The following is a 21,993-nucleotide window of genomic DNA, read 5'->3' as shown; positions in this document are numbered from 1 at the left end:
ATCCTACAAATCGAGGAAAATGGTTGATTATTTAGATTTTAACGCGGAGCGGCAATGTCAGCACAGCATAAAAATCAGGTTCGTGTGATTGGTGGACAATATAAAAGCCGAATTTTAAAATTTCCGGACTCATTGGCGTTACGTCCGACACCTGATCGGGTTCGTGAAACGCTATTTAACTGGTTAGGCCAAGATTGCACCGGCATGGTTTGTCTGGATCTTTTTTCCGGCAGTGGCGCGCTCGGTTTTGAAGCGGCTTCACGCTGGGCCAAAAAAGTAGTCATGATCGAAGCAGCAAGACCCGTTGTTGCGGCACTCAAAAGCAATCAAGCTTTACTCGCTGCCAATCAAATTGAGATTATTTGCAGTACTGCCGAGCATTACCTCAGCCGATGCCAAGAACAGTTTGATCTGGTCTTACTAGATCCTCCATTTGCCAGCACTTTGCTCGATGAAATTTTGCCGCAAATTGCCAAACATCTTAGCCCTACAGCACGGGTGTATATCGAATGCGCCCAATGGCCAGAGCTCAGCGATTGGGAGATTTTGCGCGAAGGCAAAGCAGGCACGGTCAAATATGCATTATTGTGCCGTGCATCAGGCCAATAAGATACTTTTTCCCACTCAAAACACTTAGGGTTGTGACTTAGGCCCGAAAGTGGGAAAATCCCCACATATCGAATACTTGACTATTTTACTAAGGAATTGTCAATCATGGCACTTATTATTACCGACGAATGCATTAACTGTGATGTTTGTGAACCGGAATGCCCAAATAGCGCCATTTCACAAGGTGAAGAGATTTATGTCATCGACCCTAATCTATGTACCGAGTGTGTTGGCCATTACGATGAGCCACAATGCCAACAAGTTTGCCCAGTTGACTGTATCCCACTCGATCCAGAACACAAAGAAAGCAAAGAAGAGCTTCAAGCCAAATATTTGATTATTTCAGGTCAAGCCTAAATAGTAATAAATTCAGATCAGCGGGCTTAGGCCCGCTTTTTATTTGCGATATGATGCGCAAAATTTCAGCGGATCAACCCCGCTGCTAATCATCACGTAAGACAATTTTTGCTTATTTTTTTGCTTAACGATGCACAACCCTGTACTTATGCCGCAGCGGTTTTAGGCAGCAGGAGAACAGAATGGGTTTTTATGATTTGCGTGCCGAAATCGAGCAAATGTTACTCATTGCACGTGCCCTGGTGTATACCGACCCCGTCGAAACCCTTCGATTAGCCCAATTCATTACTTTTCGTGCCCAAAGCATTAACGATGCTCGCGCTGAAACACAGGCGGCTTTACTCATTGCCTTGGCTTTTCGTGCGACACCCAGCGTAGCTGAAGGCGTGCGAGAACACATGGCCGAAGTCGCGACTCAGCTAGCAGTGCACAATGCCGATGATGAAAGCTGGCTTGCCGCCATCGATTGCCACGCTGATGTCGCCTATGACATCGCCAACTACGCCAAAGCCATGGATTTATGGTTGCAGCTGTTAAAGCGCTCACTAGCCCAACAATGGCCAGAAGGCATTGCTCGGGCCTATATCGGACTGGGAAAACTATTTTTTATTAGTGAAGATTTAGAAAGTAGTCTTGCCACGCACTTAAAAGTAGCACCGCTACTGACGCAAATTAACGACAAAAACCTGCATATTTGCCATCACATCAATGTTGCCGCCGCCCACTTACATTTGGGCCACGATACTGCCGCGCAATTAGCGCTCGATCGAGCCCAAACGCTGTTAGTTGACCTACCGTTTTGTGAATTTGAGCCCGAACTACACTACTATCGCGCGCATTTATTACGCAAAGCTGGCCAACAAGACTTAGCTAAGCGGCAGTTAGAGCGAGCACTCGCACTCAACGCACGCAGTTGTAATCACTGGGGAAAAGTCGTCAATATGATTGCGCTGGGCGAGTTGCATTTAGAACAACAGCAAATGCATGCCAGCCAATATTTTATGTAGCAGGCGCTCGATACCGCGACCGAAATCCCAGCAAAATATCTAGTCCAACTAGCGCATGCCGGTTTAGCTAAAAGCTACGCCGCCAGCGGCCAAACCGATTTGGAATTTACGCATTGGCAACAACACTTTGCCATTTATGAAGAAATAAAAAGCTGCAACCTGCGCCAGCAACTCAGTAGCAATAAATTAAAGGCTTTGCTACTGCAAGTCGAGCAACTTGAAACTACCCCAAACTCAGGCAATCACCACACACATTAACAGCATCAGGCAACGCAGCGTCGCCTGATTGTTAAGCGCGTTTTAATAGCGATAATGCGCGGATTTATAAGGCCCTTCTTTCGGCACATTGATGTACGCCGCCTGCTCATCGGTTAAAACAGTCAGTTTGGCGCCAATTTTCTTAAGATGTAAACGCGCAACCATTTCATCCAAATGCTTGGGCAATACATACACCCCAACTGGATATTGCGCCAATTTGGTGAATAGCTCGATTTGCGCCAAGACTTGATTGGCAAAAGAATTACTCATCACAAATGAAGGGTGACCAGTACCACAGCCCAAATTCACTAAGCGGCCTTCCGCCAATAAGATGATGCGCTTCCCATCCGGAAACACCACATGATCCACTTGTGGCTTGATATTGTCCCATTCGTATTGACGCAAACTGGCCACTTCAATTTCAGAATCAAAATGACCGATATTGCAAACAATGGCGTTGTGCCGCATGCGCAGTAAATCGGCATGGGCAATCACGCTGACATTGCCCGTCGTCGTGACAAAAATATCCACTTGATCCGCCACATCAGCCAAAGTCACCACGCGATACCCTTCCATCGCCGCTTGTAATGCACAAATTGGGTCAATCTCGGTAATCATCACCGTTGCCCCGAGGCCGCGTAACGACTGCGCGCAACCTTTGCCTACATCGCCATAGCCCAGCACCAAGGCCACTTTACCGGCCACCATCACATCGGTCGCGCGCTTGATCGAGTCGACTAAGGACTCTCGGCAGCCATACAGATTATCAAATTTGGATTTGGTTACTGAGTCGTTGACATTGATCGCAGGAAAAGCCAATTTGCCTTGCTCATGCATTTGATACAAGCGATGCACGCCGGTGGTGGTTTCTTCAGTAACACCGCGAATTGCCGCCAAACGCGTTGAATACCATTTTGGATCTCGCTTAATTTTTTCTTTAATTGCGGTGTAGAGGACAGTTTCTTCTGCATTACTCGGCTGGCTGACAACACTCAGATCACTTTCGGCACGTGCGCCCAAATGCAATAACAAAGTGGCGTCACCACCATCATCCAATATCATATTGGCGTATTGTGGCTGGCCATTGGCATCGTTAGGCCAATCAAAAATTTCATGAGTAAATTGCCAATACTCACTGAGCGATTCACCTTTAAAAGCAAATACCGGCGTATCGGTCGCCGCAATAGCGGCCGCAGCATGATCTTGGGTGGAGAAAATATTACAAGACGCCCAGCGTACCTTCGCCCCCAATGCTTGCAAGGCTTCAATCAATACGCCAGTTTGAATCGTCATATGTAAAGAGCCCGCAATTCGCGCGCCTTGAAGCGGTTGCTGAGCCCGATATTCATCTCGCACCGCCATTAAACCCGGCATTTCGGTTTCGGCAATGGTGAGCTCTTTACGACCCCATGCTGCTAGCGATAAATCGGCCACTTTAAAATCGGTAAACTGAGTCATTGGTTTTCCTTTTAGAAATAAAAGCAAATCCAAGGTATAGCTATGCAGCCTTTATAAATAAAGGCCTACATCACGATACCATTACAGTATATCAAGCTGCAGCAGCCGAAAAACCGACAACCGACCTGCTTAGGTTAATGGGTACACCCAAATAACAGCAGGTATGAAGTCGAGATGGCAGTAGAAACACCAGACTATTTTGCAGCTCTATGTAAGATTTGCAATGCACAATCGCCAGTTTCGCGACTTGCTTTTAGTTCTAGCAGAAATTCAGGACATGTGATGCTGGGCTCGATAAAACCATGCTCAGCCAAGAGGGCGGTATCCACCGCTTGCGCCAGTGCCCAGCAAGCTTGATGGGCAATCCAGCGAGAAGCATCTTGCATTAACAATGCAGGAGCCTCGGGATGATCGGCTTGTAAGCCATGTAATATTAACTCGCCACGCTCGTGGCTTAAGCGCACTAATCCGACAAAACGAGCATCGTTTTCAGCCACAACTAATAAATCAGCCAAGCTTGGCTCACCCAGTCGGGCAGTATCGGCATACGCTTTAACAGCAGCTAACTCAGCAGGACGAACTAAACGCGCAATAACGGTCATCGCTAAACTCCAAGCAAAAAAAAGAGGAAGCCGCACTCGCCCCAATGGGTAGAGTGCGAATTCCTCTTTGTATCACTTTAAGCCAGCTGCCGCTTTGAGCTGTTCGACCTTATCAGTACGTTCCCAAGAAAAATCAGGTTCGTCACGGCCAAAATGGCCGTACGCCGCAGTGCGGCTATAGATTGGGCGCAGCAAATCGAGCATTTTGATAATGCCTTTCGGACGCAAATCAAAGTTTTCTTTGATAATGTCGACGATTTGATCGTTTGGAATCACACCGGTATCCCAAGTATCAACCATGATCGACACTGGTTGCGCCACACCAATTGCGTATGACACCTGCACCAAGCATTGCTTAGCAATGCCTGCCGCTACGATGTTTTTTGCCACATAGCGCATCGCATAAGCGGCCGAGCGATCCACTTTACTTGGGTCTTTACCCGAGAAAGCACCACCACCGTGCGGCGCAGCGCCACCGTAGGTGTCGACAATGATCTTACGACCGGTCAAACCGCAATCGCCCATTGGGCCGCCAATGACAAAGCGACCTGTTGGGTTGACCAAGAATTTGGTATTGGCCGTCAGCCATTCTTTTGGCATCACCGGTTTGATGATTTCTTCAATCACCGCTTCGCTCAATTGCGCGTGTGATACATCAGGATGGTGTTGCGTCGACAATACGATGGTGTCGATTTCTTTCACTTTGCCAGTTTCGCCATCGTAACGCAGCGTCACTTGCGATTTCGCATCCGGGCGCAACCATGGCAAACGGCCATCTTTACGCAATTCAGCTTGGCGCTGCATCAAACGATGCGCGTAATAAATTGGCGCTGGCATTAATTGTGCTGTTTCATCGCAGGCATAACCAAACATCAAGCCTTGATCGCCAGCGCCCATGTCTAAATCAAGGCCTTCGCCTTCATTCACACCTTGGGCAATGTCTGGAGATTGCTTATCGTAGGCCACCAAAACAGCACATGTTTTGTAGTCAAAACCGATGTCCGAATGATCATAACCAATACGCTTAATGGTATCGCGCGCAATTTGGATGTAATCGACATTGGCATGCGTGGTGATTTCACCCGCCAAAACCACTAAACCGGTATTGACTAAAGTCTCTGCCGCAACTCGGGCATATTTGTCTTGGGTGAAAATGGCATCCAAGATTGCATCCGAAATTTGATCGGCAACTTTATCAGGATGGCCTTCTGAAACAGATTCAGAAGTAAATAAAAAGTCTTTCATTCGTGTATTACCCTCGGTTACATGACCCCAAATGAGCCAATCGCAGCTACAATCAGGCCTTAAATCACAGTTTTCATCGAATTATGCTGCTTACGTTCTGCAAATTATTGGCTAAATTGCCGCTGCCCTTACTGCAAGCGCTCGGTTGGTTGCTCGGCTGGCTTGTCTGGTTGGGCAGTGCCCACCATCGCAAAGTCCTACGTAGCAACCTCACGCAAAGTGCGATTGCGAAAAATAGTATGGATTATACCCGATTACTTCGCTCAAGTATTCCTGAGCACGGTATCGCCGCCACTGAGCTGTTGGCGCACTGGATGCGACCGATTCCTGAACTGCTAACGCTGGTGCATGAAAAAACCGGCTGGGAACACGTCGAAGCGGCACTCAAAACCGAGCGACCGATTATTTTTGTTTCACCACATTTAGGTGCACTAGAAATGGTAGGGGTATGTGTCGCTGGCTTAATCCCTAAAAAGCTTGCACCGCTATACCGTCCACCTAAACAAGCTTATCTTGAGCCATTGATGATTTACTCGCGCTCGCGTAGTGGCGCCGAACCTGCACCGGCTAATGCTTCTGGGGTGCGCGTGTTGCTTAAAACCCTCAAGCAAGGGGGTGTGGCTTATTTACTGCCCGATCAAGCCCCCGGCGGTGGTGAAGGCGTTTGGGCGCCGTTTTTTGGTCGCCCTGCTTACACCATGACCCTGTTATCTAAATTAGTAAAATCGAGCAATGCCATTATTTTGCCGTGTTATGTCGAGCGACTAGGGATTGGCAAAGGCTACCGTTTTCATGTGCAACCGTTTGTCGGCGAACTCAATGGGGACACCGAACATGACGCCACAGTCCTCAACCAAAATTTAGAAGACCTGATCCGCCAAGTGCCAGCGCAATATTTCTGGAGCTACAGTCGTTACAAACACCCAGCGGGCGCACCATTACCGCCGGATGCTGCGTAACTTGCATTTGTCTAAATCCATCCCAAATAACGCATCAGCACCGCCGCGATCGCCGCTCACAGTCAATGACGGCTTGGAATGGAGCGTATTTTTCAGCGCGATTTTGTCTACGCGCTGCTCGGAGTCAGCATGAAACTTAAACTCACCATCGCTCTGCTTTGGCTACTGCATTTACTGCCATTTCGTGTAATGCAATGGATTGCGATTCCTTTGGGGTCGCTACTTTTTTTCGTCATCAGTGGTCGGCGCAAAGTCGGGCTCACTAATTTGCGGCTATGTTTTCCAGAATGGACAGAAAAGCAGCGCCGCGCCGTGCTGCGCCAACATTTTATTCAAATGACCAGCACATTACTGGGCTACAGTATCTTGCTACACGGCAGTAAAAACAGGCTACGCAGACTGATACATATCGAAGGCTTTGAAAACTTCACCGCAGTCCAAGATCGGCCGATCATTATGTTGGTCCCGCATTTTTTAGGGCTCGATTTTGGCGGCATGGGTTTTATCATGGATCATCAAGGCAGCAGCATGTACGCCGAGCAGCGCGGTGTGTTTCATGAAATCAGCCTTAAAATCCGCTCGCGCTACAATAATCCGCAACTGATTAAACGCAGCGCCGGCATCCGCTCGATTGTTCGCACATTAAAATCAAAACTGCCTTTTTATTACCTACCCGATCAAGATATGGGGCCGCAGCAATCGATTTTTGCGCCGTTCTTTGGCATCCCCACCGCCACCTTGCCAATGCTAGGTAAACTCGCCGAAATGACCGATGCCGCTGTCGTACCGGTCATCACCACCATCGCCAAAGGCCATGTCGTTTCGCGCTACTACCCAGCTTGGGAGAACTTCCCGAGCGGCGATATGCTCGCCGACACCACGCGAATGAATCAATTTATCGAAGACATCGCCCGCGAACACCCTAGCCAATATTATTGGTTACATCGGCGCTTTAAAACGCGGCCTGAGGGCGAAGCGAGTTTTTATTAAGTTCTGCCCGCAATCCCCAACAAGAACGCATCAACGGTCAACCAAGGCCAATTTAATCCCAAATGAAATAAATAGCGCACCGATGAGTCGATTTAACCATTGACTCACTGCGCGACTCGCTTGCAAACGCTGGCTGGCCATGGCCGAGGTCACGGCAAGTAAATGGCACCACAGCATGCCATTTAAATTAAAAATACAACCCAAAATAATAAAGGCGAGGGCTTTATTTTCCGCTTGCGGGCTAATAAATTGCGGAACAAAAGCCAAAAAGAAAATCGCGACTTTAGGGTTAAATAAATTCGTCAACAAGCCCTGTACATAAATACGCCGTAATGATAATGGCGCTAAAGTTTCATCAGCAACCGCTGTCACTGCCGTAGATTTACTCAGTAATAAACCAACGCCGATATACAACAAATAAATCGCACCGATATATTTCACAATTGAAAATGCAGTCGCCGAAGTCGCTAAAATTGCAGATAAACCTAAAGCCGCGCCAATAATATGAATCAGCGTACCGCTACCAATTCCCAATGCTGCAGCCGAGCCTGCGCGCCAGCCTTGCGCCGCACTACGCGTGACGATTAATAATGAATCAGGGCCCGGTGCCATATTGAGCAATAAACCCGAAATCATAAACAAGCCTAAATCATGAATACCAAACATTCATTTACCTTTGTCGATTTCTAAATGCAGATTCTTATCAATTTATCCACCCGTTCTTATTGGATACCGCCACCCACGCTCACGAATTTATCCAGTGAGTTGAGCGGCAGCACCCGACCCAAAGCGGAACAATTTATTACTTATCAACAATAATCAAGGTGCCATAACTCCCAGCTTCTACCGCATGCAGAATGCCAGCTTGAACAATAAATAACTCACCAGCATTAACCTCAACACAGGAGCCATTTAGTGATAAATTCATTTTTCCTTCAAGCACAATTAAAGCTTCGTCAAAATCATGAACTTCTTCGGAAAATTTTGATTCATCCATTCGTAGAACTTTGATATTTGCACCCGCAGCTTGCCCTAAAATTGTCGAGCGCCATGCATGTGACAGCGATAGTGCTTGTGCATTTAAGTTGATTTTTTCATTTATTGGGCGAGAAGTCCGCAAAAGTTTTTTCATATAAAAGGTTTGCAGTTAGGAAATTTGAGTAGTTAATTATTTCTGCGATTTGGCTCTGAAGCATGAAGAAATCTTGAATAAATATCCCGAGGAGGTGCGATGGACAATTGAGCCATTATGCGTCCAACTGCACCACGATGATAATTGCCGTGTGTGACAATATGGGCAAGCATTTCCTCGCGAGACATACTGCCAAAATCACCATCAACAAAAGTGAAATTAACAACCTCATTCAACTCCGACTCGCTTATCTTCTCTGTATATTCAATATACCAAAGGTCAGTATTACGAACAGAAGTAAGCAGAGAATTAAAATTAGGCGTCTCTGTCGTATTTGTTGCAGTATATTCGGGAGGTGTCCCCTGCAAATTAGCGACGAACAATCGGTCTACGACATAGATATGATTGAGAATTCGAATGGCCGCGTGTAGTTCAGCTTGGTGGGTGTTCTCATCTAATTGTTGTAGGGAATTGAATAACTCTTCATTTGCCCATGCTTTGTACTTAAATAATGATTTAAGTAGACTAGTATTGCTCATTCTCATCTCAGCTTTAAATTTTTATTTAAATTAATTAATTATTTTGTAATTAGCCTTAATACACTAGGGGCTGCTTCTGGCCGTCTTGAGCTACTGCTCTCGACCCAAAGCGGCAGTAATACGGCTAAACCATACGCTGCAATGTTTGGTAATTATCGGGCAGTTTTAGCCACCCGAGATATGCCCAGAACGCGGCACCAGTTGGATTGTTATCGAGTACAAATAAATTACAACGGCGTATACCTTCTGCGGTCAGTGCGTCCATACAAGTCTCGACCAATTGCCGAGCAATACCTTGTCCACGGAAATCATTTCGAATGGCTAAATGACGAAGAATTGCGCGGCGTCCATCATGACCGCACAACAATGAACCTACTACTTCACCTTGAAACTCTGCAACTAGACAGGTGCACGGGTTGCGCTGTAAATACAGCGCAATTCCGGCTTCATTGTCGTCTTCAATCAGTTCCATACCTTCAGTGGCCAACCAAAGGCTAAATACAGCTTGATAGTCACTTATCAGCATAGGTCTAAGGTATGCGCTGTTCATTCTTATCCTTGGTATGTCTGCATTTGGCCGACTGCGGCCTATCGGGTAGTTTAAACCCGTAAATCAAAGTGGGCTGCAATCCAAGTTTGGCTGTGGCTAAATTGGTAAGCTCGGTGGCGACATTCGATGAGTTTGGGTGGATAAATTGAACAAGATTCCGCACTAAATCCAGACCCATCCTAAAACATGCAATATAAATACCACGGAGATTAAAAACGACCACTTTCGCAAGGTCAATTTTTATTTTTAATCCCGAATATTTAATCCAATTTAAATACAGATTTTTAGCGCAAAAAAAATCCCGCGATAAACGCGGGATTTTTTAAATCAATGGCTTAAGCTAATTGGCCATGACAATGTTTGTATTTTTTGCCTGAACCACATGGGCAAGGATCATTACGGCCAACGCCTGAGAATTGGATTTTTACTCCGCTATCTTCTTGCATCGCCGCCATTAAAGCTTCACGAATTTGTTCTTCGTCGCCACTGGCCAAGATTTCTTCTAAAGCTTCGTGCGAAAACTGCATCGCTGACTCTGGCACTTCATGTTGCTGCACTTCTGGCACATCTTCTGGGCCACGAATTTGCACCGTCATAATCACTTTCAACACATTGCGCTTAATTGAATCGAGCAAGCTAGAGAACAATTCAAACGCTTCACGTTTGTATTCTTGCTTCGGATTTTTTTGTGCGTAACCGCGCAAATGAATCCCTTGACGCAAATGATCCAGCGCTGACAAATGATCGCGCCATTGCTGATCAACGTGCTGCAACAACACTGAGCGTTCAAAATGACGGAAGTTGGTTTCACCGGCTTGTTCAACTTTACTGTCATATGCGGCTTTGGCTGCAGCCAAGATCCGCGTTTTCATGTCATCAATGGTCAGAGTAGTTTCATTGGCCACCCAGCCAGTGATATCCACTTCAATTTGCATTTCAGCCAAGGCGGCTTGCAAACCAGCGGCATCCCACAACTCATCCATCGAGTTCGGTGGAATATATTGATCAAACATATCGGCAATCGCGCTATCACGCATCGCGTTAATCGTCGCGGATACTTCTTCGCTTTCTAGAATTTCATTACGTTGGCCATAAATGGCTTTACGCTGCTCATTAGATACATCATCGTATTCCAGCAATTGTTTACGCATATCGAAGTTACGGCCTTCGACTTTACGTTGTGCTGACTCAATGGCGCGCGACACCATACCCGCTTCAATTGGCTCGCCTTCTGGCATTTTGAGCTTGTCCATCACGTAGGCCACGCGATCACCAGCAAAAATACGCAATAACGTGTCTTCGAGCGACAAGTAGAAACGGCTTGAGCCTGGATCACCTTGACGACCTGAACGACCGCGCAACTGATTGTCGATACGGCGTGAATCATGGCGCTCGGTACCGATGATGTGCAAACCACCTGCGGCTAGCACTGCATCGTGTTTAATTTGCCATTCGGCTTTCAGAGCCGCAATTTGCGCGGCTTTGGCTGCGGCATCGAGTGACTCATCGTGCTCGATTTCTTTGATTTCCCGCTCAATACTACCGCCGAGCACAATATCGGTACCACGACCGGCCATATTGGTGGCAATCGTTACTTGGCCTGCGCTACCGGCTTGCGCAACAATTTGCGCTTCTTTGGCATGGTGTTTGGCATTCAACACATTATGGGCAATGCCATCGGCAGTCAAAATACCCGAGAGTAATTCTGATTGCTCAATCGATGTGGTACCCACCAACGTTGGCTGACCGCGCTCTACGCAGCCCTTGATATCGGCGATAATGGCTTTGTATTTTTCATTCGCGGTTTTAAATACTTGATCTTGTCGATCATCGCGCAGCATGGGTTTATTGGTTGGAATAATGACGGTTTCCAAACCATAAATTTGCTGGAATTCATACGCTTCAGTATCGGCAGTACCAGTCATGCCGGATAATTTAGCGTACATACGGAAGTAATTTTGTAAGGTAATCGTTGCCAGCGTTTGGTTTTCTTGTTGGATTTCAACGCCTTCTTTAGCTTCAACAGCTTGATGCAAGCCTTCAGACCAACGACGACCCGACATCAAACGGCCAGTATGTTCGTCAACGATAATCACATCGCCATCCATCACTACATAGTGCTGGTCTTTTACAAACAAGGTGTGAGCGCGCAAAGCGGCATTTAAATGATGGATTAAATTGATATTGGCAGCGCCATACAAGCTTTCGCCAACGGGCAATAAACCCATTTCACCCAAGATAGCTTCTACTTTCTCATGGCCAGCTTCAGACAACATCACTGAATGGGCTTTTTCATCAACCCAATAATCGCCTTCGCCGTCTTCAACCGTTTGTGCGACCAATTGCGCTGGAATGCCATTCATTGCCAAATACAACTCGGTATTATCGTCAGCAGGGCCCGAGATAATCAACGGCGTACGCGCTTCGTCGATCAAAATCGAATCCACTTCATCGACAATGGCAAAATTCAAACCACGTTGTACACGCTCAGCCGGTGTAAACACCATATTGTCGCGTAGATAATCAAAGCCAAATTCGTTATTCGTGCCGTAAGTGATGTCGGATTCGTAAGCGGCTTTTTTGTCTTCATGCGCCATTTGGCCCAAGTTAACGCCACACGTCATACCCAAAAATTCGAACAATGTCGCCATTGTGTCGCGGTCACGCTTAGCCAAATAATCATTCACGGTAATCACGTGAACGCCTTTACCCGACAAGGCATTTAAATAAGCCGCCAAGGTGGCTACCAGCGTTTTACCTTCACCGGTACGCATTTCGGAAATCTTGCCTTGATGCTGAACCAAGCCACCAATCAGCTGAACATCAAAATGACGTAAACCTAAGCTGCGCTTCGCACCTTCTCGGCACACCGCAAAAGCTTCGGGCAAAATTTGATCTAAGGTTTCGCCCTTCGCTAAGCGCGCCTTAAATTCATCTGTTTTTGCACGCAGCGCCTCATCCGACAAAGCCACCATCTGCGGCTCAAGCGCATTAATCTGCTTTACGATGACACCGTATTGTTTGAGCAAACGGTCGTTACGGCTTCCGAAAACTTTTTTAAGCAGAGTTGAGATCATCTTGTGCTACCAGCGTTTGGTCTTTTGCAGACTTTAGTTATAAATAAATACATCGGCGTTTTATCAAGCTATTAAAGCTATATGGTTGCATGCTTACAAAATTTCAAGCCACAATCATTTTCTTAAATACTCAGGTAAAAAATTAATACCTTAAGTGCCATCATCAGCATGATGAAGATCGATCAGGGCATGAAACAGACCAGCAGTTGTTCGACTTCGCTTTATTTTTGCGCCAATGCTGACGAATTAGAATCGATAAAACGCAGCGGATTTTGTGCAACGCCACGATAGCGAATTTCAAAATGCAAATGTGGCCCTGTTGATCGACCAGTACTACCCAATAAAATCACGGGGTCTCCCGCCTTTACCGTATCCCCTGATTTCACCATCAAGCGGCTACCATGGGCATAGCGACTAGTTAAGTCATTACCATGATCAAGCTCGACCATATTACCATACTGAGGGTGGTAAGCCGCATACACCACCTTGCCTGTCGCGGCAGCACTCACTGGTGTTCCGGTACTGCCTTGAAAATCCACCCCTTCATGAAACACTTGCGAGCCATTAAATGGATCAACTCGCCAGCCAAAGCTCGATGACTGTGGCGGAGCCAGCATCGGGGAATGCCGTGGTAAATGCTCAGAATTTGGCGTTAATAACACCGCTTCGGCCAAAGTCAGCTGATCAATCAGCGCCGACATTTTGCCTGATGTTTGATCTAATACTTGTGCCAAGCTCGGCACAGTAAACGATGCTCCTGGTGCGGCCAAGCCGCCTTGTGGCACAGCATTGCGACTTAAAAACGGTTGCACATCAATACCGGTTTTGTCCCCCACTCGCGCCGCCAAACCATCCAAACGCGTTAACTTGGCTTGTAACTCACCCACTTGCACCGCCAAAGCGTCAATTTCACCTTGCCGAGCGTGTTGGCCCGGCATTAAACGCAATAAGGGCTCGACGCGATTGGGCGCAAACAACATCCCTAAACCAAATGCCGCAGCACCGACTAATAGCGTTAAAATTAAACCTAGAGCCAAGAGTTCTCGCTGCCCCAGTGAAATCGCTTTATCAAGACGACTGGAAACCACAATGATATTCATACGATGCGCTGCTTATGTATCATAAAAACCCCTCATTTGACCGCTTGCTCCATCGTGACTTTCAACTCAAACGTTTGGTGCAACAGGTCGATACACTCAATCAAATTTTGGACATTGTTCGTAGCGCGCTGCCGCCCGAAGTGGCCAATGTCTGCCAAGGCGTGGCTTGGGCGGGCACTGAGCTAATGATCGCCGTACCCTTTAGCGCTGCCGGAACGCGCCTACGACAAGCTGCGCCGGATATTTTGCGCGCATTGGACGCAGCCGGTTGGCACGCTACCGCAATTAAGCCCAAGGTGCAAGTTGCATTACAACATGGAAACCCGATCCAAACCAAGAACTTACAAATACCTGAGGTCGCTCAAACAGCGATTGATGAGCTAAGTCAAAAAGTCGATGATCCCGCACTCAAAGCCGCACTGGCGAGCCTGCTTAAACATCATCGCCGCTAACATCTGCTGGACTCATTTTTAAATGTCTGCGGCCCTGCCGTACTAGATGATTTGTGGATGGGATATCTAACAAGGCAAAAAAAACGGGCACCCAAGGTGCCCGGTCAAATCAGGGAGGAGATGAACAAAATGCATTTACGCCTTGCACACTCCCTATCAAAACTGGGGACATGGATAGACTTTAACAAGTCTGGTGTAAATATTCACAAAGAGTAATGAAACCTTCAAGCCTTGATCCCCACCCCTTCGAGCCAACCCAGCCTCGTACTCACGCCAGTATGCACGGCGTAAGCAGCAAAAGTCGATGCTGTGATTTTTTTACCGACAAATTACAATATCACCCCCGCACCCGCTTATAATCCCACCCCATCTATCAACCCACTGAGCACCAGCATGGATCCGATTTTATTATTTCATTCCCTCATCATGGGTTTGGTTGAAGGGATTACCGAATTCCTGCCAATTTCATCGACCGGTCATTTGATTTTAACTGGCGATATGCTCAATTTTTTGAGCAAAGAAAAACGTGACGTTTATGAAATCTTTATTCAACTTGGCGCAATGATGGCTGTGATGTGGGAATACCGCGCCAAACTCTGCACCACGCTATCGGGTATTCAGCGCCCGGGCAATGAGCGCAATTTATTTCTAGGCATCATCATTGCCTTTATTCCTGCGGCCATCTTGGGTTTGATGTTTAGTAAAACCATTAAAGCGCATTTATTTCAACCGATTCCCGTTGCCAGCATGTTTATCATTGGCGGTTTGATTATTTTATGGGCCGAAAAACGCCAGCATAAAATCACCGTTGCCACTGTGGACGACATCAGCCTTAAAGACGCCATCAAAGTCGGCCTATGCCAATGCTTAGCCTTGATTCCCGGCACCAGCCGTTCGGGCGCAACGATTATTGGCGGCATGTTTTTAGGACTATCGCGCAAAGCGGCGACTGAATTCTCGTTCTTTTTGGGGATTCCTACGCTCGGTGCTGCGTCGATTTATAGCCTGCTCAAACACCGCAATGAGCTGAGCATGGACGACTTTGGTGTGTTTGCCGTTGGCTTTTTGGCGTCCTTTGTTTTCGCCTTTATCGCGATTCGCGCCTTAATCAAATTCATCTCAACGCATACCTTTATCGTCTTCGCCTGGTATCGCATCGCCTTTGGCTTAGTCGTACTGGGCACTTGGTATTTTGGCTTGGTGAACTGGACGGCTTAATTAAGTAATCTGTGACCTTTAGACTTTGCGTAGACTTTCAAACTTATCCCGCCAACCATGACGGGATTTTTTTGATTACGACATACGCCGTTACAACAACAGTTACCGCCAAATTAGTCATTTAGCATGCTTGTTTGACATACTCTTTGATTGTTCGCTTTTGCCGCTCACTCAATGACTGTTGATCGCCGTAACGGTATTTTCTTGATTGTTTTATCCGCCGTTGCTTTTGGTTGGATGCCGATTTTTGGTCGTTGGGCCTTCGATAGCGGTATCAATACACAAGGGCTGCTGCTGATTCGCTTTACGCTCGCCGGCTTCGTCATGCTGATGATTATGCTGGTACGCCGAGCGCCATGGCCACGTGGGCGCACTTTGTTCAGTCTGATGGTTATGGGTGGGATTGGCTATGTTGGACAAGCTTTTTGCTATTTTTCCGCGCTACGCCACGGCTCTGCCGCCTTAGCGGCTTTGCTGCTCTATGTTTATCCCGTATTGGTCACACTGGCCTGCGCATGGTGGTGGAAAGAAAAGCTATCCATGCATACGCTGATCGCCTTAGGTTTAGCTTGCTTTAGCCTGATGCTCACCATTGGCCCAGCCAATGGACAGTGGCTAGGTATCGTCTTTGGTCTATCTGCGGCCGTGGTGTATTCGGCATATATCATTGCCGGTAGTCGATTAAGTCGCAGCGTGGGCGCTTTACCGGCAGCTACCGTGGTGATGCTGTCGGCAGCGGGCAGCTTATGGCTGAGCACACTTTGGAGCGAGCCCACTTGGCCCACCACGACGGCGAGCTGGTCGGCGACGGTGGCGATTGCGCTAATTTCAACGGTGGTGGCGATTTTTGCCTTTTTGGCCGGTTTGGATTATTTATCCGCCAGCGAAGCGGCAACGCTGTCAACCTTGGAGCCCGTCGTGAGCGTATTACTCGCCGCGTTTATACTCGGCGAGCAATTATCCATGCTGCAATGGCTAGGCGGCGTGGGTATCTTGCTGGCCGCGTTACTGATTGCGCTGGTGCCAGCAATACCCATCACCGAATAAACTCATCTCACGCAGATACGCTATTTGGATCTCGCTGAGCAACAAAGGGCAAAGTCAGCGTGGATAAAGACTGTTTTTGCTGGCCATTGGCGGCAAAATTGTCGTCATTTAACCAAGCAGTGAACACCGCCGATAAAGCTGGCCATTCGGCGTCGATCACTGAAAACCACGCTGTATCTCGATTGCGGCCTTTATTAACGGCGGCTTGCCGAAAAATCCCTTCAAAACTAAAGCCTAAACGCTGCGCGGCTCGCCGTGATGGTGCATTCAGCGCATTGCACTTCCATTCATAGCGCCGATAGCCCAGAGCAAAAGCGTTTTGCATCAGTAGCACCATCGCCGCTGTGGCCAAACGCGTGCCTTGTAACGCCGGTGAAAAATGCAGCCAGCCGATTTCAATCGATCCAGCGGCTGGCGCAATCCGCAAATACGCCGCCAAGCCCAAGGCCGCGCCCGATTGCGCATCGACAATCGCGTAATACTGCGGGTCTTGTAGCTGTGCGCGCAGGCTTAATTCATGCTCAAATGCCGCCAAATCAGCATACGGCCCAGCACTAAAATACGTCCATAATGCGCCACTATCGGCGCTAAATGCCTGCCATAAACTGGCGGCATGTTGCGCCGCGTTAAGTGGCTCAACGCGGCAACCCCAACCTTGCAACTCCCGCCACGGCGGAAAAGGCGCCCCCTGCCAATTGGCAACAATGTCGCCCACCGGCTGATTAAATTCATTGATTGGCATCGATAATTCCTATGGTGTTAGTTTTGCCGCCACGTTGACGCGGCGACTGTGCGTTGTGCCATACGCCTTCGCCGTGAAAATCGATCCAGCGTGGAGAGCCAACGTCAGCGAGCCACGGCCCATGGCGCCGCCAATTGCGCGGCAATACCCGCTTGATTTTCTGCGCTTTGATTTTGGCTGAGCTTAAATTTACCGCTAATTTGTTCAATCTTGATTTCGATACCCACAATCGCCGCCAACATTTTTTGGATAAAATCCGCCGGTGCTTCGTCGAGATGCCAAAGCCGATCGCGCCCAGCTTCATGCTGCGCCGTCATGTGCGACACAATGGCGCGAACTTCATCCACATCGTCCATCGCACGTAAAGTGCCTTTAATCTGCACCAGCGCATAATTCCACGTTGGCACCACGCGTGGATCACGCGCTTTGCTTGGATAAAATGACGGCGACACATAGCCATCCCCCGCTTGAAACAGCGCCAAAATGGCCGAATCGGTCTCTTGCCGCAGCGGGTTTTTCCGCGCCACATGGCCACGCAATACGCCCAGTTCTGAGCCGTCATCGACCCAATACAGCGGAATCACATTGGCGCTAAGCCCATCCTTAGTCGATTGCACCAAGCTCGCCAGCGGATGCGCAGCAATTAAATGCAATAAACGCGCGCGATCTGTTACTGCAAAATGTGGTGGGGTATACATATCAACACGCGCAATCAATTGTATTAGCCATCAATACCCCAGCCGCATCACCCGTCGCCACGGCATAACCATCTTGCTGCCAATAACGCAAACCACCGATAAGCTCCTTGACCTGAAACCCCAGCTTGGCCAATTTATACGCGCCCCATGTCGAGCCATTGCAACCAATCCCGTCGCAATAACACACATAGACCTGCTGACGATCCCAATTGGCGGTCGATTCTGCAGTCATCGTGCGATGTGGCACACTCAAAGCGCCGGGAATATGCCCCGCCTGATACGCTGCCGTTGAGCGCGTATCAATCACCACAATCCGCGCTTCACCCGCGATTAAATCTGCCGCTAAATCCGCAGCATCAGTACGAAACTGCAATTGCGCGGCAAAAAACTGCGCCGACTCACTCGCCGTTGCTAAACCACTGGCTAATACTGCACTCATTTTTTTCTCCCCATTGATCGTTTACGACTCAATCACTCAGCACTGACTTTTAAGAAAACGCCATGACCGCAGCCAAAATCGCCAACACACTGGCGGCCAAACTCACTTTGCCTAGTATCGGCAAGCGCAATAAAGCCGCCGGTTGCTGCGGCACTTGCCGCATCCGCCAAATACCGAGCACGGCGCAAATCACAATGACGATGACTGCAATCGCTTTTAACCACAGCCACGGCATCTGCGCTAAATGCGCGGAGTAAGGTCGCAATAAAGCGCCGCCCGAAAGCACCAACATCAATAAACCAACATACGAGGCATAGCGCAGCGCAAACAAGCGCAACATCGTCTCGCACCTAGCCTCTGCTGGCCAACGCTGCGCCAAATAGCCAATAAAAAACAATGCAAAGCCAGAGCCTGCCCCAAGCACCAAACCCAAAAAATGCACCAACAATAAAAAATCCCGCATGCTTAACCTTTAAAAAACTCAATCAATCTCACAGCAATCTTGCTGCCCTATTCAAAACAAGGTCAAACCCAATACCTTGTGCATCCTCTAGCGACTATACGGCGAGTGCAGTGACTTACTACAGCACCATGAATTATCTTGTTGTCATCGATTAACAAGATGCGCATCACAAGCAAAATAAGAGAGCAATCAACAATGCCAATTGGCATAAAAAAACCGCCAAGGTCAATTGGCGGTTGTGATTAAATCCCTCTGCTCGGCTTAATGCGCCTCTTCCCAATTATTGCCAACGCCGACTTCGGCCAGTAACGGCACTTTCAGTTGTGCCACGCTGGCCATGATTTCAGGCAGTTTGCGGGTGACTAATTCGAGCTCGGCTTCTGGCACTTCCAAGATCAATTCATCGTGTACTTGCAGTAAGAGCTTGCTGTTTAATTGCTCATCAGCCAACCACTTGGCCACGGCAATCATTGCCAATTTGATTAAATCGGCGGCAGTGCCTTGCATTGGGCCGTTAATCGCCGCGCGCTCGGCACCGGCGCGTTTGGCACCGTTGCTCGATTTGATTTCGGGCAGCCATAAACGGCGACCAAACACGGTTTCGACATAGCCCAGCTCGCGCACCGATTGCCGCGTTTGCTCCATATAATCGGCCACGCTGTAAAAGCGATTGAAATAGCGCTCGATAAAGGTTTTTGCCGCTTCGCGGGTGATTTCCAATTGCTGCGCCAAGCCAAAAACGCCCATGCCGTAAATCAAACCAAAGTTAATCGATTTGGCATAACGGCGCTGCTCGCTGCTCACTTCATCCAGCGCAATGCCAAACACTTCGGCCGCGGTGGCTTTGTGAATGTCTTGGCCTTGTTCAAACGCTTTGAGCATCGCGGCGTCGTTAGATAAATGGGCCATAATTCGCAGCTCAATTTGCGAGTAATCGGCCGAAACAATTTTGCTGCCCGCTGGCGCGATAAACGCTTCGCGAATTTTGCGGCCCTCTAACGTGCGCACTGGGATATTTTGCAAATTTGGCTCGGACGAGCTTAAACGCCCAGTGACCGCAACAGTTTGATTAAAACTGGTATGAATCCGGCCAGTTTTTGGATTCACCATTAAGGGCAGTTTGTCGGTATACGTGGATTTTAATTTCGACAAACTACGATGCTCGAGCAGCACTTTGGGCAGAGGATAATCTTTGGCCAATTCGCTTAACACTTCTTCGTCGGTGGATGGCGCGCCTTTCGGGGTTTTTTTGATCACCGGCAATTGCAGCTTTTCAAAAAAGATTTCGCCCAATTGCTTGGGTGAAGCCAAATTAAACGGTTGGCCAGCCAGCTCGTAAGCGTGGTTTTCTAATTCAATTAAGCGCAAACCAATGTCGTGGCTTTGCTTTTGCAGTAAAGCTGAATCAAGCAAAATGCCGTTGCGCTCCATGATGTACAGCACATCGCGCGATGGCATTTCGATGTCGCGATACACTTCCAGCATCCGACCAGTTAAGCGCGGTTTAAGGGTATGCGCCAGACGCAAAGTAATATCGGCGTCTTCCGCCGCATACCGAGTGGCGGTATCAACGTCGACTTCGGCAAAGCCAATTTGCTTAGCGCCTTTGCCGCAAATATCAGCGTATTTAATCGTCGTTTCACCCAGCTCACGTTCAGCTTGATCATCCATATTGTGCTTTTCGTGGCTGGCCAGCACGTAAGACATCAATAAAGTGTCATCGCAAATGCCAGCCAGCTCAATGCCGTAATTGGCCAAGACGTGTTGATCGTATTTCAGGTTTTGCCCAACTTTGCCGTGCTGGGTTGATTCTAACCACGGTTTTAATAAGGCTAAAGTTTCATCAAACGGCAGTTGTTCGGCATGATCTGGCCCGCAATGCGCCAACGGCAAATACGCCGCCTCGCCTTCCGTCACCGAAAAAGACATTCCCACCAAGCGCGCCTGCATGGCGTCTAGGCTAGTGGTTTCGGTATCAAAAGCGGTGATTGCTGCGGCATTGATTTTGGCTAGCCAATCGCTTAACTGCGCTGCGCTTTGAATCGTTACATAATGCCGCTCAATGCTGGGTGCGGCAGGTATTTCAATCGGTGCATCATCGGCTATTACTGTGGTGGCAATACCCTCGGTTTTTTCTGCGAATAAATCGTCACTGCCGCTGCTGACTGCAGGCGTGCGACTTTCTAATTCGCGTACCCAGCTGCGAAAGCCAAACTGCTTAAACAATGCCAATAAGGTCGCGCTGTCTTCAGTTGTTGGTACTAAATCGGCAATGCCTTGCGGGATTTCGACACTGAGATCGACATCGCATTTAATCGTCACCAAGGCTTTGGCCATAGGCAGCCACGCCAAGGTATCGCGCAGATTTTGCCCCACCACGCCTTTGATTTCATCGGCATGAGCGATCACATTATCCAAGGTTTGATATTCAGCCAACCATTTGGCCGCGGTTTTTGGGCCGCATTTGGGCACACCCGGCACGTTGTCCACGGTGTCGCCAATCAATGCCAGATAATCCACGATTTGCTCAGGCCACACATTAAATTTGGCAAACACTTCATCACGGCGTAGCACTTCGCTGGTCATGCTGTTTTCGATACGCGCGTATTCATCCACCAATTGCGCCATGTCTTTATCGCCAGTCGACATAATCGTCGTAACCCCTTGGCGACTGGCTTCACGCGCTAGCGTGCCAATCACATCGTCGGCTTCAACGCCATTCACCATCAAAATCGGAATCCCAAACGCGGCCACGGCTTGATGAATCGGCGCGATTTGCACGCGTAGCTCATCGGGCATCGATGGCCGCTGCGCTTTATATTGATCATAAAGTGCATCGCGAAATGTTGGTCCTTTAGCGTCAAACACACACGCGATATAATCAGCAGGGGTTTGCTGACGCAGTTTTTTCAACATATTCACAAAGCCATACAGCGCATTGCTAGGTGTACCATCGGGGGCGGTTAAATCTCGAATCGCATGGAAAGCGCGATACAAATAAGATGATCCATCGATTAAAAGCAGCGTTGCCATGCGAGAATTCTCTATACT

Annotated in this window: 22 protein-coding genes; 8 read left to right on the top strand and 14 right to left on the bottom strand. The window is 48.3% G+C overall.

The features are described 5' to 3' along the window. Nucleotides 1-54 precede the first annotated feature (54 nt). From rsmD to K4H25_RS02970, 3 genes are all read left to right on the top strand, one after another. Nucleotides 55-609, top strand: a complete 555-nt coding sequence (gene rsmD / locus K4H25_RS02980; RefSeq protein WP_221021951.1) for a 16S rRNA (guanine(966)-N(2))-methyltransferase RsmD — start codon at nucleotides 55-57, stop codon at nucleotides 607-609. Between the two features lie 105 nt (nucleotides 610-714). Then, complete coding sequence (locus K4H25_RS02975) at nucleotides 715-966, top strand: YfhL family 4Fe-4S dicluster ferredoxin (protein WP_173532981.1); 252 nt, start codon at nucleotides 715-717, stop codon at nucleotides 964-966. A 182-nt stretch (nucleotides 967-1,148) separates the two neighbouring features. After that, on the top strand, nucleotides 1,149-1,973 hold the full coding sequence (locus tag K4H25_RS02970) for a tetratricopeptide repeat protein (protein ID WP_221021950.1): 825 nt from the start codon (nucleotides 1,149-1,151) through the stop codon (nucleotides 1,971-1,973). Between the two features lie 300 nt (nucleotides 1,974-2,273). Here K4H25_RS02970 and ahcY read toward each other — a convergent pair whose 3' ends face one another. The 3 genes from ahcY to metK form a co-directional block, all read right to left on the bottom strand. Next, the gene (gene ahcY, locus K4H25_RS02965) at nucleotides 2,274-3,689 is read right to left on the bottom strand and encodes an adenosylhomocysteinase (protein ID WP_221021949.1); all 1,416 of its coding nucleotides are present in this window, start codon (nucleotides 3,687-3,689) and stop codon (nucleotides 2,274-2,276) included. Between the two features lie 194 nt (nucleotides 3,690-3,883). Beyond that, on the bottom strand, nucleotides 3,884-4,291 hold the full coding sequence (locus tag K4H25_RS02960; protein WP_182076189.1) for a hypothetical protein: 408 nt from the start codon (nucleotides 4,289-4,291) through the stop codon (nucleotides 3,884-3,886). Between the two features lie 72 nt (nucleotides 4,292-4,363). Then, a complete protein-coding gene (metK, locus tag K4H25_RS02955; protein WP_221021948.1) occupies nucleotides 4,364-5,536 on the bottom strand; it encodes a methionine adenosyltransferase in 1,173 nt (390 codons plus the stop codon). Between the two features lie 83 nt (nucleotides 5,537-5,619). Here metK and K4H25_RS02950 point away from each other — a divergent pair, with 83 nt between their 5' ends. Both K4H25_RS02950 and K4H25_RS02945 read left to right on the top strand, forming a co-directional pair. After that, entirely contained in the window at nucleotides 5,620-6,495 is an 876-nt protein-coding gene (locus K4H25_RS02950) for a lysophospholipid acyltransferase family protein (protein WP_221021947.1), read from the top strand. Nucleotides 6,496-6,624: 129 nt separating this feature from the next. Continuing rightward, complete coding sequence (locus K4H25_RS02945) at nucleotides 6,625-7,485, top strand: LpxL/LpxP family acyltransferase (RefSeq protein WP_221021946.1); 861 nt, start codon at nucleotides 6,625-6,627, stop codon at nucleotides 7,483-7,485. Between the two features lie 30 nt (nucleotides 7,486-7,515). Here the strand turns inward: K4H25_RS02945 and K4H25_RS02940 are convergent, their stop codons facing one another. The 6 genes from K4H25_RS02940 to K4H25_RS02915 all read right to left on the bottom strand — a co-directional run bounded on the left by K4H25_RS02940 (nucleotide 7,516) and on the right by K4H25_RS02915 (nucleotide 13,883). Next, nucleotides 7,516-8,151 carry a LysE family translocator gene (locus K4H25_RS02940; protein WP_221021945.1) on the bottom strand — a complete coding sequence of 212 codons (636 nt, stop codon included), beginning with the start codon at nucleotides 8,149-8,151 and terminating at the stop codon, nucleotides 7,516-7,518. A gap of 136 nt (nucleotides 8,152-8,287) precedes the next feature. Then, nucleotides 8,288-8,617 (bottom strand): cupin domain-containing protein, encoded by a 330-nt coding sequence (locus K4H25_RS02935; protein ID WP_221021944.1) that lies wholly within the window; start codon nucleotides 8,615-8,617, stop codon nucleotides 8,288-8,290. Between the two features lie 32 nt (nucleotides 8,618-8,649). Further along, nucleotides 8,650-9,156 carry a DinB family protein gene (locus K4H25_RS02930; protein WP_221021943.1) on the bottom strand — a complete coding sequence of 169 codons (507 nt, stop codon included), beginning with the start codon at nucleotides 9,154-9,156 and terminating at the stop codon, nucleotides 8,650-8,652. Nucleotides 9,157-9,280: 124 nt separating this feature from the next. Next, nucleotides 9,281-9,706, bottom strand: coding sequence for a GNAT family N-acetyltransferase (locus K4H25_RS02925; protein WP_221021942.1), 426 nt, complete (start codon nucleotides 9,704-9,706; stop codon nucleotides 9,281-9,283). 335 nt (nucleotides 9,707-10,041) lie between these two features. Beyond that, entirely contained in the window at nucleotides 10,042-12,783 is a 2,742-nt protein-coding gene (gene secA, locus K4H25_RS02920) for a preprotein translocase subunit SecA (protein WP_221021941.1), read from the bottom strand. A 221-nt stretch (nucleotides 12,784-13,004) separates the two neighbouring features. After that, nucleotides 13,005-13,883 carry a M23 family metallopeptidase gene (locus K4H25_RS02915; RefSeq protein WP_221021940.1) on the bottom strand — a complete coding sequence of 293 codons (879 nt, stop codon included), beginning with the start codon at nucleotides 13,881-13,883 and terminating at the stop codon, nucleotides 13,005-13,007. 14 nt (nucleotides 13,884-13,897) lie between these two features. Between K4H25_RS02915 and K4H25_RS02910 the strand changes: the two genes are divergently transcribed. The 3 genes from K4H25_RS02910 (at nucleotide 13,898) to K4H25_RS02900 (ending at nucleotide 16,600) form a co-directional block, all read left to right on the top strand. Next, complete coding sequence (locus tag K4H25_RS02910) at nucleotides 13,898-14,335, top strand: DciA family protein (RefSeq protein ID WP_221021939.1); 438 nt, start codon at nucleotides 13,898-13,900, stop codon at nucleotides 14,333-14,335. A 393-nt stretch (nucleotides 14,336-14,728) separates the two neighbouring features. Beyond that, entirely contained in the window at nucleotides 14,729-15,553 is an 825-nt protein-coding gene (locus tag K4H25_RS02905) for an undecaprenyl-diphosphate phosphatase (RefSeq protein ID WP_221021938.1), read from the top strand. Nucleotides 15,554-15,727: 174 nt separating this feature from the next. Beyond that, the gene (locus K4H25_RS02900) at nucleotides 15,728-16,600 is read left to right on the top strand and encodes a DMT family transporter (RefSeq protein ID WP_221021937.1); all 873 of its coding nucleotides are present in this window, start codon (nucleotides 15,728-15,730) and stop codon (nucleotides 16,598-16,600) included. A 7-nt stretch (nucleotides 16,601-16,607) separates the two neighbouring features. Here the strand turns inward: K4H25_RS02900 and K4H25_RS02895 are convergent, their stop codons facing one another. The 5 genes from K4H25_RS02895 to polA form a co-directional block, all read right to left on the bottom strand. Beyond that, nucleotides 16,608-17,342, bottom strand: a complete 735-nt coding sequence (locus tag K4H25_RS02895) for a GNAT family N-acetyltransferase (protein ID WP_221021936.1) — start codon at nucleotides 17,340-17,342, stop codon at nucleotides 16,608-16,610. 104 nt (nucleotides 17,343-17,446) lie between these two features. Further along, nucleotides 17,447-18,058, bottom strand: coding sequence for an FMN-binding negative transcriptional regulator (locus K4H25_RS02890; RefSeq protein ID WP_221021935.1), 612 nt, complete (start codon nucleotides 18,056-18,058; stop codon nucleotides 17,447-17,449). Continuing rightward, a complete protein-coding gene (locus K4H25_RS02885) occupies nucleotides 18,042-18,479 on the bottom strand; it encodes a rhodanese-like domain-containing protein (protein ID WP_221021934.1) in 438 nt (145 codons plus the stop codon). The genes K4H25_RS02890 and K4H25_RS02885 overlap by 17 nt, the downstream gene beginning before the upstream one ends. Nucleotides 18,480-18,528: 49 nt before the next feature. Then, nucleotides 18,529-18,942 (bottom strand): hypothetical protein, encoded by a 414-nt coding sequence (locus tag K4H25_RS02880; RefSeq protein ID WP_221021933.1) that lies wholly within the window; start codon nucleotides 18,940-18,942, stop codon nucleotides 18,529-18,531. Between the two features lie 261 nt (nucleotides 18,943-19,203). Further along, the gene (polA, locus tag K4H25_RS02875; RefSeq protein ID WP_221021932.1) at nucleotides 19,204-21,975 is read right to left on the bottom strand and encodes a DNA polymerase I; all 2,772 of its coding nucleotides are present in this window, start codon (nucleotides 21,973-21,975) and stop codon (nucleotides 19,204-19,206) included. Nucleotides 21,976-21,993: the final 18 nt, after the last annotated feature.

Origin of the sequence: Deefgea piscis (assembly GCF_019665785.1) — a bacterium.
Lineage (GTDB): Bacteria > Pseudomonadota > Gammaproteobacteria > Burkholderiales > Chitinibacteraceae > Deefgea.
This window is presented reverse-complemented; position numbering and strand designations above follow the sequence as displayed.

Bases quoted from the DNA above. Each gene is read 5' to 3' on its own strand.
- rsmD (WP_221021951.1), top strand. From the start codon at position 55: ATGTCAGCACAGCATAAAAATCAGGTTCGTGTGATTGGTGGACAATAT.
- K4H25_RS02975 (WP_173532981.1), top strand. From the start codon at position 715: ATGGCACTTATTATTACCGACGAATGCATTAACTGTGATGTTTGTGAA.
- K4H25_RS02970 (WP_221021950.1), top strand. From the start codon at position 1,149: ATGGGTTTTTATGATTTGCGTGCCGAAATCGAGCAAATGTTACTCATT.
- ahcY (WP_221021949.1), bottom strand. From the start codon at position 3,689: ATGACTCAGTTTACCGATTTTAAAGTGGCCGATTTATCGCTAGCAGCA.
- K4H25_RS02960 (WP_182076189.1), bottom strand. From the start codon at position 4,291: ATGACCGTTATTGCGCGTTTAGTTCGTCCTGCTGAGTTAGCTGCTGTT.
- metK (WP_221021948.1), bottom strand. From the start codon at position 5,536: ATGAAAGACTTTTTATTTACTTCTGAATCTGTTTCAGAAGGCCATCCT.
- K4H25_RS02950 (WP_221021947.1), top strand. From the start codon at position 5,620: ATGCTGCTTACGTTCTGCAAATTATTGGCTAAATTGCCGCTGCCCTTA.
- K4H25_RS02945 (WP_221021946.1), top strand. From the start codon at position 6,625: ATGAAACTTAAACTCACCATCGCTCTGCTTTGGCTACTGCATTTACTG.
- K4H25_RS02940 (WP_221021945.1), bottom strand. From the start codon at position 8,151: ATGTTTGGTATTCATGATTTAGGCTTGTTTATGATTTCGGGTTTATTG.
- K4H25_RS02935 (WP_221021944.1), bottom strand. From the start codon at position 8,617: ATGAAAAAACTTTTGCGGACTTCTCGCCCAATAAATGAAAAAATCAAC.
- K4H25_RS02930 (WP_221021943.1), bottom strand. From the start codon at position 9,156: ATGAGCAATACTAGTCTACTTAAATCATTATTTAAGTACAAAGCATGG.
- K4H25_RS02925 (WP_221021942.1), bottom strand. From the start codon at position 9,706: ATGAACAGCGCATACCTTAGACCTATGCTGATAAGTGACTATCAAGCT.
- secA (WP_221021941.1), bottom strand. From the start codon at position 12,783: ATGATCTCAACTCTGCTTAAAAAAGTTTTCGGAAGCCGTAACGACCGT.
- K4H25_RS02915 (WP_221021940.1), bottom strand. From the start codon at position 13,883: ATGAATATCATTGTGGTTTCCAGTCGTCTTGATAAAGCGATTTCACTG.
- K4H25_RS02910 (WP_221021939.1), top strand. From the start codon at position 13,898: ATGTATCATAAAAACCCCTCATTTGACCGCTTGCTCCATCGTGACTTT.
- K4H25_RS02905 (WP_221021938.1), top strand. From the start codon at position 14,729: ATGGATCCGATTTTATTATTTCATTCCCTCATCATGGGTTTGGTTGAA.
- K4H25_RS02900 (WP_221021937.1), top strand. From the start codon at position 15,728: ATGACTGTTGATCGCCGTAACGGTATTTTCTTGATTGTTTTATCCGCC.
- K4H25_RS02895 (WP_221021936.1), bottom strand. From the start codon at position 17,342: ATGCCAATCAATGAATTTAATCAGCCGGTGGGCGACATTGTTGCCAAT.
- K4H25_RS02885 (WP_221021934.1), bottom strand. From the start codon at position 18,479: ATGAGTGCAGTATTAGCCAGTGGTTTAGCAACGGCGAGTGAGTCGGCG.
- K4H25_RS02880 (WP_221021933.1), bottom strand. From the start codon at position 18,942: ATGCGGGATTTTTTATTGTTGGTGCATTTTTTGGGTTTGGTGCTTGGG.
- polA (WP_221021932.1), bottom strand. From the start codon at position 21,975: ATGGCAACGCTGCTTTTAATCGATGGATCATCTTATTTGTATCGCGCT.